1 protein-coding gene is annotated in these 294 nt (G+C 50.7%); it reads right to left on the reverse strand.

Annotated features, from left to right (window positions below; translation table 11 throughout):
• The coding region (locus tag KVT28_RS24860) for a hypothetical protein (protein ID WP_217550802.1) at positions 1 to 262 on the reverse strand (262 nt) is incomplete at its 3' end.
• Between the last annotated feature and the right edge of the window lie 32 nt (positions 263 to 294).

The raw sequence follows: 294 nt of genomic DNA on the forward strand, positions 1-294 counted from the left end.
CGTTGCTGCTCAGTGCTAATGCAGGAAGTCCGTCTTTCTCTTCAGGTATCATTTCCTGTGGCAGATAACGCTGCAAATGACGACGAAGCTCTGCGACATTGTCCTGTTGTTTAAGTGAGGTGAAGGCCGCAACCAAGCGGCGATGATCATCAAGCAATACGATGCCGCGTGCAACGCCTGGATGTGCAATCAACGCTGATTCAATCTCTCCAAGCTCAATACGGTAGCCACGGATCTTGTCCTGATGATCACGACGGCCCAAAAACTCCAGTGAACCATCTGGATGGTAACGTG

Source organism: Pantoea sp. GbtcB22, from assembly GCF_019091025.1.
Taxonomy (GTDB): domain Bacteria; phylum Pseudomonadota; class Gammaproteobacteria; order Enterobacterales; family Enterobacteriaceae; genus Pantoea; species Pantoea leporis.